General features: G+C 70.1%; 12 protein-coding genes and 2 riboswitches. Of the genes, 11 read left to right on the top strand and 1 reads right to left on the bottom strand.

Features of this window, described 5'->3' with window-relative positions:
* Window positions 1-185: 185 nt before the first annotated feature.
* The 10 genes from ACZ4MU_RS16395 to ACZ4MU_RS16440 all read left to right on the top strand — a co-directional run bounded on the left by ACZ4MU_RS16395 (window position 186) and on the right by ACZ4MU_RS16440 (window position 10474).
* Window positions 186-794 carry a CDP-alcohol phosphatidyltransferase family protein gene (locus tag ACZ4MU_RS16395; protein ID WP_467876399.1) on the top strand — a complete coding sequence of 203 codons (609 nt, stop codon included), beginning with the start codon at window positions 186-188 and terminating at the stop codon, window positions 792-794.
* 110 nt (window positions 795-904) lie between these two features.
* On the top strand, window positions 905-3400 hold the full coding sequence (locus ACZ4MU_RS16400; protein WP_467876401.1) for a sugar phosphate nucleotidyltransferase: 2496 nt from the start codon (window positions 905-907) through the stop codon (window positions 3398-3400).
* A gap of 88 nt (window positions 3401-3488) precedes the next feature.
* A complete protein-coding gene (locus ACZ4MU_RS16405) occupies window positions 3489-4421 on the top strand; it encodes a DUF881 domain-containing protein (protein ID WP_467876403.1) in 933 nt (310 codons plus the stop codon).
* Window positions 4418-4750 (top strand): small basic family protein, encoded by a 333-nt coding sequence (locus ACZ4MU_RS16410; RefSeq protein WP_003970459.1) that lies wholly within the window; start codon window positions 4418-4420, stop codon window positions 4748-4750. Before ACZ4MU_RS16405 ends, ACZ4MU_RS16410 begins: the two co-directional genes overlap by 4 nt.
* 5 nt (window positions 4751-4755) lie before the next feature.
* Window positions 4756-5700, top strand: a complete 945-nt coding sequence (locus ACZ4MU_RS16415) for a DUF881 domain-containing protein (protein WP_467876405.1) — start codon at window positions 4756-4758, stop codon at window positions 5698-5700.
* 82 nt (window positions 5701-5782) lie between these two features.
* On the top strand, window positions 5783-6730 hold the full coding sequence (locus ACZ4MU_RS16420; protein ID WP_467877191.1) for an FHA domain-containing protein: 948 nt from the start codon (window positions 5783-5785) through the stop codon (window positions 6728-6730).
* A gap of 60 nt (window positions 6731-6790) precedes the next feature.
* Window positions 6791-7534, top strand: a complete 744-nt coding sequence (gene ftsR / locus ACZ4MU_RS16425) for a transcriptional regulator FtsR (RefSeq protein ID WP_467876408.1) — start codon at window positions 6791-6793, stop codon at window positions 7532-7534.
* Between the two features lie 53 nt (window positions 7535-7587).
* Window positions 7588-8061, top strand: a complete 474-nt coding sequence (locus tag ACZ4MU_RS16430) for a bifunctional nuclease family protein (RefSeq protein ID WP_006123076.1) — start codon at window positions 7588-7590, stop codon at window positions 8059-8061.
* A gap of 185 nt (window positions 8062-8246) precedes the next feature.
* A complete protein-coding gene (locus ACZ4MU_RS16435; protein ID WP_467876411.1) occupies window positions 8247-8873 on the top strand; it encodes a MerR family transcriptional regulator in 627 nt (208 codons plus the stop codon).
* A 56-nt stretch (window positions 8874-8929) separates the two neighbouring features.
* Entirely contained in the window at window positions 8930-10474 is a 1545-nt protein-coding gene (locus ACZ4MU_RS16440) for a DNA polymerase IV (RefSeq protein WP_467876414.1), read from the top strand.
* Here the strand turns inward: ACZ4MU_RS16440 and ACZ4MU_RS16445 are convergent.
* The gene (locus tag ACZ4MU_RS16445) at window positions 10387-10767 is read right to left on the bottom strand and encodes a PRC-barrel domain-containing protein (protein WP_467876418.1); all 381 of its coding nucleotides are present in this window, start codon (window positions 10765-10767) and stop codon (window positions 10387-10389) included. The two genes, ACZ4MU_RS16440 and ACZ4MU_RS16445, sit on opposite strands and share 88 nt — an antisense overlap.
* A 111-nt stretch (window positions 10768-10878) precedes the next feature.
* A riboswitch (glycine riboswitch) is annotated at window positions 10879-10976 on the top strand.
* Window positions 10977-11111, top strand: a riboswitch (glycine riboswitch).
* 60 nt (window positions 11112-11171) lie between these two features.
* Between ACZ4MU_RS16445 and gcvP the strand changes: the two genes are divergently transcribed.
* Entirely contained in the window at window positions 11172-14057 is a 2886-nt protein-coding gene (gcvP, locus tag ACZ4MU_RS16450; RefSeq protein WP_467876421.1) for an aminomethyl-transferring glycine dehydrogenase, read from the top strand.
* The last annotated feature ends 3 nt before the right edge of the window (window positions 14058-14060 follow it).

Genomic DNA, 14060 nt, shown 5'->3' on the forward strand with positions numbered 1-14060 from the left:
TGTGGGAGAGTAGGACGCCGCCGAACAATCTTTAGCCTCAACCCCCGTGCCCTTTTGGGCCGGGGGTTGAGGCATTTTTGCGTTCAGGACCCGTTCGGATCGGCCTCGCACCCCTGTGCACTCGTGCCCTTGCGCTGCCGGTAAGGTCAGGGGGCATCGTTGGCACGTTCACAGGAGGCCCCCGGGTGGAGGTCCAGGAGACTCGCGTTCAGACGGACCGGGTGCTCACCATCCCCAACATCCTCAGCATGGCGCGCCTCGTCGGCGTACCCGTGTTCCTGTGGCTGATCCTCCGCCCCGAGTTCGGCGGGCCCAAGAGCGATGGCTGGGCATTGCTCGTCCTGGCGCTCAGCGGTGTCAGTGACTACCTGGACGGCAAGCTCGCCCGGCGCTGGAACCAGATCAGCAGTCTCGGCCGGCTGCTCGACCCGGCCGCGGACCGGCTGTACATCCTTTCCACCCTCGTCGGGCTCACCTGGCGGGAGATTCTGCCTCTTTGGTTGACCGCTGCCCTTCTGGCCCGGGAGCTGATGCTTCTGGTGATGGTGGGAATCCTCCGCAGGCACGGCTATCCGCCGCCGCAGGTGAACTTCCTGGGTAAGGCCGCCACCTTCAACCTCATGTACGCCTTCCCGTTGCTACTGCTGAGCGATGGAAGCGGATGGCTCGCGGATCTGGCAGCGATTTTCGGATGGGCGTTCGCCGGATGGGGTACAACTCTGTATTGGTGGGCAGGGATCCTGTATGTGGTTCAGGTCCGCCGGCTGGTCAAGGCGGACTCAGAGGCCGATTGAGCTCGTCGGCGGTCCTTCGGAGCCGAGGGATCCGCGCTTGATGCCAGGGATCCCACCCGGACGGGTGCAGTCGGCTAGACCGTTGTCTCGTCAAGGAGGACGCTTCCGACATGAAGGCCGTCGTGATGGCCGGTGGCGAAGGAACACGCCTTCGCCCCATGACCTCGAGCATGCCCAAGCCGCTCCTGCCGGTGGCCAACCGGCCGATCATGGAGCATGTGCTACGGCTGCTCAAGCGGCATGGGCTGCATGAAACCGTCGTAACCGTGCAGTTCCTGGCCTCGCTGGTCAAGAACTACTTCGGCGACGGAGAAGAGCTCGGAATGGAGCTCACCTATGCCCATGAGGAGAAGCCGCTCGGCACCGCGGGCAGCGTCAAGAACGCCGAAGAGGCCCTGAAGGACGATGCCTTCCTCGTCATCTCCGGTGATGCCCTCACCGATTTCGATCTGACGGATCTCATCAACTTCCACAAGGAGAAGGGCGCACTGGTCACGGTGTGCCTGACCCGGGTGCCCAACCCGCTGGAATTCGGCATCACCATCGTGGACGAAGAGGGAAAGGTCGAGCGCTTCCTGGAGAAGCCGACCTGGGGCCAGGTCTTCTCGGACACGGTGAACACCGGAATCTATGTGATGGAGCCGGAGGTCTTCGACTACGTCGAGGCCGACACGTCCGTCGACTGGTCCGGTGACGTCTTCCCTCAGCTGATGAAGGAGGGCAAGCCGATCTACGGCTATGTCGCCGAGGGCTACTGGGAGGACGTGGGCACGCACGAGAGCTATGTGAAGGCGCAGGCCGACGTCCTCGAAGGCAAGGTCGATGTCGACATCGACGGCTTCGAGATCTCGCCAGGCGTCTGGGTCGCGGAGGGCGCCGAGGTCCACCCGGACGCCGAGCTGCGCGGCCCGCTCTACATCGGCGACTACGCGAAGGTCGAAGCCGGTGCCGAGATCCGCGAGCACACGGTCATCGGCTCCAACGTCGTCGTGAAGGAGGGCGCCTTCCTCCACAAGGCGGTCGTCCACGACAACGTCTACATCGGGCAGCACAGCAACCTGCGCGGCTGTGTGATCGGCAGGAACACCGACATCATGCGGGCGGCCCGGATCGAGGACGGGGCCGTCATCGGGGACGAGTGTCTGGTCGGTGAGGAATCGATCATTCAGGGCAATGTCCGCGTCTACCCGTTCAAGACCATCGAGGCGGGCGCGTTCGTCAACACCTCGGTGATCTGGGAGTCGCGCGGCCAGGCCCATCTCTTCGGGGCGCGCGGTGTCTCCGGCGTCCTGAACGTGGAGATCACCCCGGAGCTGGCGGTACGGCTGGCCGGTGCGTACGCGACGACGCTGAAGAAGGGCTCGACCGTCACCACGGCCCGTGACCACTCGCGTGGTGCGCGCGCACTGAAGCGCGCGGTGATCTCGGCACTCCAGGCCAGCGCCATCGACGTACGCGATCTGGAGAACGTGCCGCTGCCGGTGGCCAGACAGCAGACCGCGCGAGGCAGTGCCGGTGGCATCATGATCCGGACCTCGCCCGGTGTGCCGGACTCCGTGGACATCATGTTCTTCGACGAGCGGGGCGCGGACCTCTCCCAGGCCGGGCAGCGCAAGCTGGACCGGGTCTACGCCCGTCAGGAGTACCGGCGTGCGTTCCCCGGTGAGATCGGTGACCTGCAGTTCCCGAGCAGCGTCTTCGACTCGTACACCGGATCGCTGCTGCGCAAGGTCGACACGACCGGCGTCGCGGAGGCCGGGCTGAAGGTCGTGGTCGACGCCTCCAACGGCAGTGCGGGGCTGGTCCTGCCCAGTCTGCTCGGGCGGCTCCAGGTCGACTCGCTCGTCATCAATCCGGGGCTCGACGAGTCGCGGCCGACCGAGACGGCCGACGCCCGGCGGGCCGGTCTGGTGCGGCTCGGCGAGATCGTGGCATCGTCCCGTGCCGCGTTCGGTGTGCGGTTCGACCCGGTGGGCGAGAAGCTGTCGCTCGTCGACGAGCGGGGCCGGATCGTCGAGGACGACCGGGCGCTCCTGGTGATGCTCGACCTGGTCGCGGCCGAGCGGCGCAGCGGGCGGGTGGCGCTGCCGGTGACCACGACCCGTATCGCCGAGCAGGTCGCCGCGTACCACGGTACGCAGGTGGAGTGGACGACCACATCGGCCGACGACCTGACGCGGGTGGGCCGTGAGGAGTCGACCATCTTCGGTGGCGACGGACGCGGCGGGTTCATCATTCCCGAGTTCAGCAGCGTCTTCGACGGTGCCGCCGCCTTCGTACGCCTCATCGGTCTGGTGGCCCGGACGCAGCTGACGCTCAGCCAGATCGACGCGCGGATACCGCGTGCTCATGTGCTGCGCAGGGACCTGGCCACGCCGTGGGCGGTCAAGGGCATGGTCATGCGTCGTGTGGTGGAGGCCGCCGGGGACCGCTCGGTGGACACCACCGACGGTGTCCGCGTGGTCGAGGCGGACGGGCGCTGGGTGATGGTGCTGCCCGACCCCGCCGAGGCGGTCACCCATCTGTGGGCCGAAGGGCCCGACGACGCCTCCGCGCAGGCGCTGCTCGACGAGTGGTCCGCGATCGTGGACAGCGCGGGCCACTGAGGTCCGTACCGGGTGCCGGGCGGTGTCATGGGACGCCGCCCGGCACACCGGTGGGGCCATTCGGCGGCAGGGGCGCCGACGTGCGACGATGTGCGGCATGTCGCAGCAGCCCCCCGTTCGGAGCACTCCGTCTCCGCCGTCCCGCCCCGACGCGTCCATGTCGCTGCTGACCAATGTGATGGACCACGCCCTCGACGACGGGTACGCGGAGGCGACGGCCCGGCGCAGGGCCGAGGGTCACGAGGGCATGCCCCGTACCCTGAGCGCGAAGCTCGGGCTGGCCGCAGGTCTGGTGCTCGCCGCCGTGGTGGTGACCGTCGGTGCCGCGCAGGCGCGGATAACGGCGCCCGTGGTGGCCAAGGAGCGCCAGGAGCTGATCGGGCGCGTGGAGGCGGAGACCAAGGCGGCCGACGACCTGCAGAAGCGGGTCGACTCCCTGCGTGGCGAGGTCGGTGACCGCCAGCGCAAGGCACTGGAGAAACACGGCGGTGACCAGGGTGAACTGGTCGCTCTGCTGTCGGGCGCGACCGAGGTGCACGGCCCCGGGGTGAAGCTGGTCGTCGACGACGCCAAGAACACCGAGACGGGCGGCGGTGGCGGCCCGCGCGAGAACAGCGGCTTCTCCGACACCGGCCGGGTCCGCGACCGGGACATGCAGCGCGTGGTCAACGGCCTGTGGCAGTCGGGCGCGGAGGCCGTCGCCATCAACGGACAGCGGCTGACCGCTCTTTCGGCGATCAGGGCGGCGGGCGACGCCATACTGGTCGACAACAGGCCGCTGGTGCCGCCGTACACGGTGCTCGCGGTGGGGGACGGCAAGAAGCTCAGCACCGCCTTCCAGGACAGTGCCGACGGCCAGTACCTCCATGTGCTCCAGGAGAACTACGGCATCCGTTCCAGCATCTCGGAGCAGACAGAGGTGCGCCTGCCGGCCGCGCCGAGCCTGATCGTACGTACAGCACAGCCGCAGGCCACCGGCGCCGGCAGGGGCGCGGCCGCCACAAGGAAAGGCACATCGTGATCGCCGTACTTGGCCTCGTCGTGGGAGTCGTGGTCGGACTGTTGGTCCGGCCCGAGGTGCCCGCGGTGGTCGAGCCGTATCTGCCCATCGCCGTCGTCGCCGCGCTGGACGCGGTCTTCGGTGGTCTGCGGGCCATGCTCGACGGCATCTTCGTCGACAAGGTCTTCGTGGTGTCCTTCCTGTCGAACGTCGTGGTGGCGGCCCTGATCGTGTTCCTCGGTGACAAGCTGGGGGTGGGCGCGCAGCTGTCGACCGGCGTGGTCGTCGTGCTCGGCATCCGGATCTTCTCCAACGCCGCGGCCATCCGCCGCCACGTCTTCCGGGCGTGAGGCCGATGAGCAGCGAAGAAACGCCCGCGCAGGAGCCGGGGCGCACGCCGGGTCCGGGCGCCGGAGGCACTCCTTCCACGCCGGAGCCGCCTCGGCCCGACACGCCCGGCGCCCCCGGCCTGCCGAATTCCGCCGGTACACCGGTAACCCCTGGTACGCCGGTGCCTCCCGGCCCGCCCCCGGCGCCCCCCGCGCCCGCCCCCGAGCCCCAGGAGCCTTCGGGTCCGCAGGTGACGGGCCGCCAGCGGCTGGCCGCCGGGCTGTGGCCGCCGCGGGTGACCCGGGCCCAACTGATCGTGGCCCTGCTGCTGTTCGTGCTGGGGCTGGGACTGGCCATCCAGGTCCGCTCCACCAGCGACAACAGCGCGCTGCGCGGGGCGCGCCAGGAGGACCTGGTGCGCATCCTCGACGAGCTCGACTCCCGTACCAAGCGGCTGGAGGACGAGAAGACGCGGCTGGAGGGGCAGCGCACCGAGCTGGAGACCAGCTCCAACCAGGCGGCGGAGGCGCGCAAGCAGACCCTGGAGAAGGAGCGCCAGCTGGGCATCCTGGCCGGCACGGTCGCCGCTCAGGGCCCCGGCATCACGCTGACCATCACCGACTCCAAGAAGGCGGTCGAGGCGGACAAACTGCTCGACACCATCCAGGAGCTGCGGGCGGCCGGCGCGGAGGCCATCCAGGTCAACGACGTCCGGGTGGTCGCCAACACCTATTTCTCGGACGCGGACGGCGGTATCGAGATCGACGGCCACCGGGCCACCGCGCCTTACGTCTTCAAGGTGATCGGGAAGCCACAGGATCTCGAACCCGCGCTCAACATCCCCGGCGGTGTGGTGCAGACTCTGGAGAAGGAGCAGGCCACGGCCACGGTGGTCCGTTCCGACAAGATCGTCGTGGATGCCTTGCGACCGGTGAAGCGGCCTGATTACGCTCGGTCGTCCTCGCGGTGACGCGGGGCCGCATGTCCCGGACCGCACAAGGGCATGAGCTTGCGGGGGGTCGGCGCACCCAACTCGTGGTGCGTGGTGGAAACTGTTTGGCGGATACGGACGTTGTGAGGATGTCCGGGTCGGCCGGTGTGTTGATTCTGGGTTCGTCCTGCCCCACGGGCGGGTCTGTTTCGGTCAAGGGGAATCGCCCGTGAAGTTGTTTGCGAAGTTGTTCGGCAAGAGCGCACGTGAGGACGGTGGCTCCGGCTCCGCCCGGCACCGTGCCCGGGGTCGTGGACAGACGGAGGAGCAGGGCGGCGAGCGCCCGCTGTTCCGCGATGAGGTGGGCCACCCCGGTGGCGACATTCCGGGCGGTCCGGGCGCGTCTTCTGTTGACCCTGCCGGTCCCGGCCGCATAGGTTTCCAGGACCCGTCGAGTGCGGGGCAGGGTGGCGGGTTCGCGTCCGATCCGTACGCGACCAGCTCCCACGCGGTCCAGCCGGGGCAGGAGGATCCGTCCATGCCGGTGTGTACGAGGTGCGGGCACAGCAACGCGGCCGCGAGCCGCTTCTGCTCCAACTGCGGGGCGCCGCTGCGCCCGGGTGCGGTCCCCGAGCGTGCCGCGGAGACCACGTCGACGATCTCGATCTCCGGTCTGGAGGCCTACGACTCCGAGGTGACGGGCCAGACGGCGCTGCCGTCGCTGTCGCCGGAGGCGCAGGCCGCGGTGGACGCGCTGCCGCTGGGCTCCGCCCTCCTGGTGGTGCGCCGCGGGCCCAACTCGGGCAGCCGCTTCCTGCTGGACAGCGAGCTGACCACGGCGGGCCGGCATCCGCAGAGCGACATCTTCCTGGACGACGTGACCGTCTCGCGCCGCCATGTGGAGTTCCGTCGCAACCCGGACGGCCGTTTCACCGTCTCGGACGTCGGCAGCCTCAACGGCACGTATGTGAACCGGGAGCGGATCGACTCGATCGACCTGTCCAACGGCGACGAGGTGCAGATCGGGAAGTACCGGCTGGTGTTCTACGCGAGCCAGCACGGCGTCTGACCCTCTCCCAGACTCCGTCCGGGGGGACCCGCAAGGGGGAAGACCCATCAGGGAAGGCCCATGCTGCACACACCGACGGGCGGTGCCGGAAACGGCACCGCCACCGCGGGCGACCGGCTGATGAGCATCGGTACGGTGCTGAACCAGCTGCGCGAGGAGTTCCCCGAAGTCACCATTTCCAAGATCCGCTTCCTGGAGTCCGAGGGGCTCGTGGAACCCCGGCGCACGCCGTCGGGGTACCGCAAGTTCAGCCCCGAGGACGTCGAGCGGCTCGCCCAGGTCCTGCGGATGCAGCGGGACCACTATCTTCCGCTGAAGGTCATCCGCGAGCATCTGGACGCGCTCGGCCGGGGTGAGCAGCCGGCGCTGCCCACCGCGGGCGGAGCGCGCGATCTGGCGGACGGCGGGGGCGAGGGCGACCCCGAGCGCCCCACGGCGTCCCGTGTGGGGCGTACGGAGCTTCTGGTGGCCGCTGAGGTCACCGAGGCGGAGCTGACCGAGTGGGAGTCCTACGGGCTGATCTCGTCCGGTCCTGAGGGCGGCTACGACGCGGAGTCGGTGAACGTGGCACGTCTTGTGGCGGACCTGGGCCGATTCGGTCTCGAACCGCGTCATCTTCGCGCCATGAAGGCCGCCGCCGACCGCGAGGCCGGACTGGTCGAACAGGTGGTCGCACCCCTGCGTCTGCACCGCAACCCGCAGACCAGGGCGCATGCGGAGGCCACCGTCAGGGAGCTCGCGGCGCTCACCGTGCGGCTCCACGCGGCCATGGTCCAGACCGCTCTCGGGGTCCGGCTGCACTGACCTCGGGGGTCCCCGACTACCCAAACCGGCCGGGCACGTCCTAGGGTTGCTGTGTGAACGAGCTCGACGTCGTGGGTGTCCGGGTGGAAATGCCCTCCAACCAACCGATCGTGCTCCTGCGTGAAGTGGGAGGCGATCGGTACCTCCCGATCTGGATCGGTCCAGGGGAGGCGACCGCGATCGCCTTCGCCCAGCAGGGGATGGCTCCGGCGCGGCCGCTGACGCACGACCTTTTCAAGGACGTGCTGGAAGCCGTGGGTCAGGAGCTCACCGAGGTCCGCATCACGGACCTGCGCGAAGGTGTCTTCTACGCGGAGCTGGTCTTCGCCAGCGGGGTCGAGGTGAGCGCGCGGCCATCGGACGCCATAGCGCTCGCCCTGCGCACCGGCACGCCGATCTACGGCAGTGACGGGGTGCTCGACGACGCGGGGATCGCCATCCCGGACGAGCAGGAGGACGAGGTGGAGAAGTTCCGCGAGTTCCTCGACCAGATCTCGCCCGAGGACTTCGGCACCAACAGCCAGTGAGCCGCGCGCCCGGAGCCCCGTGAAACCCGGCGGCTCCAGGGCATTCGAGTAGCCTTTCCCGGAAGAGGGGTACGCGAAACCACTCTCAGGGTGATTATCACTCGGCGTGCCGAGTGTGGCGATCGTTGACGCACCCCGAGTGACTGCCTACCGTCGTGAGGGCAGTTCAAGGACGGAGGGTCGGCGTGAGAAGCAGCGGCGGCGACAGTACGGCAGGGGAGGCCCCCGGACGTCCGGGGGAGAGCGGGCCGTATCCGCTTGCGAGCTCTCTGCCGGGTACGAGTGGTGGCCACCCCCTTCACGACAGCGAGGACGATGCCGACACCGTCGGATACCGGGGGCCGACGGCGTGCGCGGCGGCGGGGATCACCTACCGGCAGCTCGACTACTGGGCGCGTACCGGCCTGGTCGAGCCCAGTGTGCGTCCGGCGTACGGATCGGGCACCCAGCGGCTGTACAGCTTCAGGGACGTCGTGGTCCTCAAGATCGTCAAGCGATTCCTGGACACCGGGGTCGCCCTCCAGAACATCCGCACCGCGGTACAGCACCTGCGGGAGCGCGGCTTTCGTGATCTGGAGCGGATGACGCTGATGAGCGACGGGGCGACCGTGTACGAGTGCTCCTCGCCCGACGAGGTCGTCACCTTGCTCCAAGGCGGCCAGGGGGTCTTCGGCATCGCGGTCGGCGTGGTGTGGCGCGATGTGGAGACCGCGCTGTCCCAGCTGCACGGCGAGCGGGTCGACACCGGCGAGACGCTGGTCGGGAACAACCCGGCCGACGAGCTGGCCCGGCGCCGCAACCGCGCGGTCTGAGGGGCGGCCGGGCCCGGGAGGGCCGATTGTCAGTGGTGTGAGGCAGCATCGGTGGTGTGAGAGCCGCGCCGACCATCCTGCATCTGGACATGGATGCCTTCTTCGCCGCCGCAGAGCAGGCGTCGAAGCCCAGCCTGCGCGGAAAACCCGTGATCGTGGGCGGCCTGGGGCCGCGCGGTGTGGTGGCCACCGCGTCGTACGAGGCACGGCGCTTCGGCGCGCGCTCCGCGATGCCGATGGCGCAGGCGAGACGGCTCTGTCCCAACGGCGCGTATCTGGTCCCGCGCTTCACGTTCTACCGCTCGATCAGCGAGCAGGTGATGGAGCTGCTGGGGCGGTTGTCGCCCCTGGTGGAGCCGCTGAGCCTCGACGAGGCCTTTGTGGACCTGGAGGCCGGGGGAGTGGCGCGGGACGCCCAGTCGGCCCGTGAGGCCGGTCAGCGGCTGCGTGCGGACATCCTGGCGGTGACGGGTCTGACGGGGTCGGTGGGGCTGGCGGGGTCCAAGATGCTCGCGAAGATCGCCTCGGAGGAGGCGAAGCCGAACGGGCTGATGCTCATCGAGCCCGGCACCGAGCGGGAGCTGCTCGCCCCGATGCCGGTCAGGACGCTGCCGGGCGTGGGGCCCGCCACGGGTGAGCATCTGCGCAGGGCGGGGATGACGACGGTGGCGGATCTGGCCGAGGCGGGGGAGGACGAGCTCGTCCGGTTGCTGGGCAAGGCGCACGGGGCCTCGCTGCACCGGATGGCGCTCGGGCTGGACGACCGGCCGGTGGTGGCCGAGCGGGACACCAAGTCGGTGTCGGTGGAGGACACCTTCGACGTGGACCTGCACGACCGGGTGCGGGTGATGACCGAGGTGGGACGGCTCGCGGACCGCTGTGTGCAGCGCCTGCGGGCGTCCGGGCACTCCGGCCGCACGATCGTCCTGAAGGTCCGCAGATACGACTTCTCCACCCTGACCCGGTCGGAGACGCTGCGCGGGCCCACGGACGACCTCGCCGTGGTGCGCGAGGCGGCCGGCCGGCTGCTCGACTCCGTCGACACCACGGGCGGCGTGCGTCTGCTGGGTGTCGGGGTCAGCGGCCTCGCCGACTTCACCCAGGAGGACCTCTTCGCCCAGGCGGCGGGCGAGCGCGCGGCCGGCGGGCAGGACCCGGCCGAGCCGGCGCCCGACGGGACCGAGGCGGAGGCGGTGGCCCCCGAGCAGCCCGAGACGGTGGACCCGGCCGAGCGGCGCTGGCTGGCAGGGCACGATGTGCACCACCGCGTTTTCGGCCCCGGCTGGGTGCAGGGCAGCGGAGTGGGCCGGGTGACCGTCCGGTTCGAGACGCCCACTTCCCCCGTGCCCGGCCGGGTGCGGACGTTCCGGGTGGACGACCCCGACCTGGAGCCATCCGAGCCGCTGCCGCTGGTGGACCCGGCAGGGCACGGGGCGGGCGGGCGGACGGGTGAAGGGGCCGGGCAGGAGCAGACGGGTGACGGCGGACCGGGAGAGCCCGGCGGTGCGCTGGGTCAGGCGTCGTCCTCCTCGCCCGCGAGCCGTCCGAAGTCCCGGTCGGTGCCGGGCAGCGGATCGGGGGCGGCGATGTCCAGACCGTAGTGGTGGTAGAGCTGGAGCTCCTGTTCGGGGGAGAGGTGGCGGCCGACGCCGAAGTCGGGAGCGTCCTTGATCAGCGCCCGGTCGTAGGGGATGTGCAGCGCCTCGTCGACGAGGGCGCTGGGCTCCAGGGGGACGAAGGCGTCCCGGCTGAACAGGCCGGTGCGTACGGCGGCCCACTCGGGGACTCCGGTGGCGTCGTCGAGGTAGACCTCGTCCACCGTGCCGATCTTGTTGCCGTTACGGTCGAACGCCTTGCGGCCGATCAGGCTGCGCGGATCGATATCGGTCTGCACGGTCCCTCCAACAGGTCGCAACTGCTCGTAACACTACGAAAGTGCACAACCGGGGTGTCGGCCACTCGAAGGATCAGGGCCGGGACGCGCTGGTAGGCTGGCGATGGCTGCTGACCCCGTGCGGGAGAGTCCTCCGGAAAGATGTCCGGAGGCGCCGAAGGAGCAAATCCTCCCCGGAATCTCTCAGGCCCACGTACCGCGCGGACGAGGTCACTCTGGAAAGCAGGACGGGGGACGTACGGGCGAAGGCCCGAGCGCGCACCCCTTCCTCACCGACGGTGAAAGCCGGGACGCCCCCACGCGCCCCGGTGAAGCTCTCAGGTTGAGATGACAGAGGGGGAGGCCGTCCGGGCACCCGCGCCGCGGTGCCCCTCGCAGGTCGTGCAGACCAGGAGGCCTCCGTAATGACCGCCAACCGCATGCCGCTCACCGAGCTCGAGCGTGGCATCCCCTTCGAGCAGCGTCACATCGGGCCCGACGCCGAGGCCCAGGCGAAGATGCTCGCGCAGGTCGGCTACGGCTCGCTCGACGAGCTGACCGCCGCGGCGGTGCCGGACGTGATCAAGAGCGCCGAGGCGCTGGGTCTGCCCGGCGCCCGCACCGAGGCCGAGGTCCTGGCCGAGCTGCGCTCCCTCGCCGACCGCAACAAGGTCCTGGCGCCGATGATCGGCCTGGGCTACTACGGCACGTTCACCCCGCCGGTGATCCTGCGCAACGTCATGGAGAACCCGGCCTGGTACACGGCGTACACGCCGTACCAGCCGGAGATCTCGCAGGGCCGACTGGAGGCGCTGCTCAACTTCCAGACCGTCGTCGCCGACCTCACCGGACTGCCCACCTCCGGCGCCTCGCTGCTCGACGAGGGCACCGCGGCCGCCGAGGCGCTCGCGCTCTCCCGCCGCGTCGGCAAGGTCAAGGGCGGGGTCTTCCTCGTCGACGCCGACACCCTGCCGCAGACGGTGGCCGTCATAGAGACGCGTGCCGAGCCGACGGGGGTCGAGGTCGTCGTCGCCGACCTGAGCCGCGGCATCCCGGCCGAGGTGGCCGAGCGCGGTGTGTTCGGCGTACTGCTCCAGTACCCGGGCGCCTCCGGCGAGGTCCGCGACCTCAAGCCGGTCATCGACGAGGCCCACGAGCTGGGCGCGATCGTCACCGTCGCCGCCGACCTGCTCGCCCTGACCCTGCTGACCTCGCCCGGCGAGCTCGGCGCGGACATCGCCGTCGGCACCACCCAGCGCTTCGGCGTCCCCATGGGCTTCGGCGGCCCGCACGCCGGCTACATGGCGGTCCAGGAGAAGTTCGCCCGCAGCCTGCCCGGTCGTCTGGTCGGCGTGTCCGTCGACGCGGACGGCAACAAGGCGTACCGCCTAGCGCTGCAGACTCGCGAGCAGCACATCCGCCGCGAGAAGGCCACCAGCAACATCTGCACCGCGCAGGTCCTGCTCGCCGTCATGGCGGGCATGTACGCGGTCTACCACGGCCCGGACGGCCTGCGGCAGATCGCCCGCCGCACCCACCGGTACGCGGTGATCCTCGCCGAGGGCCTGCGCGCCGCCGGTGTGGAGGTCGTGCACGGCTCGTACTTCGACACGCTGACCGTCCGGGTCCCCGGCAAGGCCGCCGAGGCCGTCGCCGCCGCCCGGGACGGCGCGGTCAACCTGCACCTGGTCGACGCCGACACCGTCTCGATCGCCTGCGACGAGACCACCGACCGCGAGCGCGTCGCCGCCGTCTGGGCCGCCTTCGGCGCCGAGGGCGACATCGAGGCGCTGGACGCCTCGGCCCCCGACACGTTGCCGGGCGCGCTGCTGCGCACCGACGAGTTCCTCACCCACCCGGTCTTCCACCAGCACCGCTCCGAGACCGCGATGCTGCGCTACCTGCGCAAGCTCGCCGACCGTGACTACGCGCTGGACCGCGGCATGATCCCGCTCGGCTCCTGCACCATGAAGCTGAACGCGACCACCGAGATGGAGCCGGTCACCTGGCCCGAGTTCGGGCAGATCCACCCCTTCGCGCCGGTCGAGCAGGCCGGGGGCTACCTCACGCTCATCCATGAGCTGGAGGAGCGCCTCGCCGAGGTCACCGGGTACGACGCGGTGTCCATCCAGCCCAACGCCGGTTCGCAGGGCGAGCTCGCGGGTCTGCTCGCGGTCCGCGCCTACCACCGCGCCAACGGCGACGACCAGCGCACGGTCTGTCTGATCCCGTCCTCCGCCCACGGCACCAACGCGGCCAGCGCCGTGATGGCCGGGATGAAGGTGGTCGTGGTGAAGACCGCCGACGACGGCGAGGTCGACATCGCGGACCTGCGCGCCAAGATCGAGCAGTACCGCGACGAGCTGTCGGTGCTGATGATCACCTACCCGTCCACGCACGGGGTGTTCGAGGAGCACGTCGCGGACATCTGCGGCGAGGTGCACGACGCGGGCGGCCAGGTCTATGTGGACGGCGCCAACCTCAACGCGCTGGTGGGCCTCGCCAAGCCGGGCAAGTTCGGCGGCGACGTCTCGCATCTGAACCTGCACAAGACGTTCTGCATCCCGCACGGCGGCGGCGGCCCCGGTGTGGGCCCGGTCGGTGTGCGCGCGCACCTCGCGCCGTACCTGCCCAACCACCCGCTCCAGCCGACCGCCGGCCCCGAGACGGGTGTCGGCCCGATCTCGGCCGCCCCCTGGGGCTCGGCCGGCATCCTGCCGATCTCGTGGGCGTACGTCCGGCTGATGGGTGCCGAGGGCCTCAAGCGCGCCACGCAGGTCGCGGTCCTCGCGGCCAACTACATCGCCAAGCGCCTGGAGCCGCACTACCCGGTGCTCTACACCGGCCCCAACGGCCTGGTGGCGCACGAGTGCATCGTGGATCTGCGGCCGCTCTCGAAGGCGACCGGCGTCAGCGTCGACGACATCGCCAAGCGTCTGATCGACTACGGCTTCCACGCGCCGACCATGTCGTTCCCGGTGGCCGGCACGCTGATGATCGAGCCGACCGAGTCCGAGGACCTGATCGAAATCGACCGGTTCTGCGAGACGATGATCGCGATCCGTGGCGAGATCGAAAAGGTCGCCTCGGGCGAGTGGCCCGCCGACGACAACCCGCTGGCGAACTCCCCGCACACGGCGGCGGCGCTGGGCGGCGAGTGGAACCACGCGTACAGCCGCGAGGAGGCGGTCTTCCCGGCCGGGGTCTCGAAGGCCGACAAGTACTGGCCGCCGGTGCGTCGCATCGACGGCGCCTTCGGCGACCGCAACCTGGTCTGCTCCTGCCCTCCGCTGGACGAGTACGACCACTGACGT

The sequence above is a fragment of the Streptomyces sp. NPDC026377 genome (genome assembly GCF_055567715.1).